The 336-nt window shown below is 44.3% G+C and carries 2 tRNA genes; both read right to left on the bottom strand.

The features are described from left to right. Positions 1–95: 95 nt before the first annotated feature. Positions 96–171: transfer RNA gene (locus tag HSP_RS0103410), tRNA-Ala, on the bottom strand. A 59-nt stretch (positions 172–230) separates the two neighbouring features. Next, positions 231–307: transfer RNA gene (locus tag HSP_RS0103405), tRNA-Ile, on the bottom strand. Positions 308–336 lie beyond the last annotated feature (29 nt).

Below are 336 nucleotides of genomic sequence, written 5' to 3'. Positions count from 1 at the left end.
AAAGATAATGTCTTTCGACGATCATCATTACTAAACACACAAGACTGGTAAATCTTTATTAAAATTTTACCGCTTGTATCCTTAGTAATGATGATTGGTGGAGATAAGCGGGATCGAACCGCTGACCTCCTGCGTGCAAGGCAGGCGCTCTCCCAGCTGAGCTATATCCCCAACTTCATTACTTTCCTTTTAGTTTCACTCATTTGCCAACTAACCAAGGTTAGTTTGAGTGGTGGGTCTGAGTGGACTTGAACCACCGACCTCACCCTTATCAGGGGTGCGCTCTAACCACCTGAGCTACAGACCCAAAAGGATTTCGGTTTTCTTTGTTAACGT

The organism is Haemophilus sputorum CCUG 13788 (assembly GCF_000238795.1).
GTDB classification, from domain to species: Bacteria; Pseudomonadota; Gammaproteobacteria; order Enterobacterales; family Pasteurellaceae; genus Haemophilus_A; species Haemophilus_A sputorum.
Note: the sequence above shows the minus strand (reverse complement) of the source record. Positions and strands in the feature narration are given on the sequence as shown.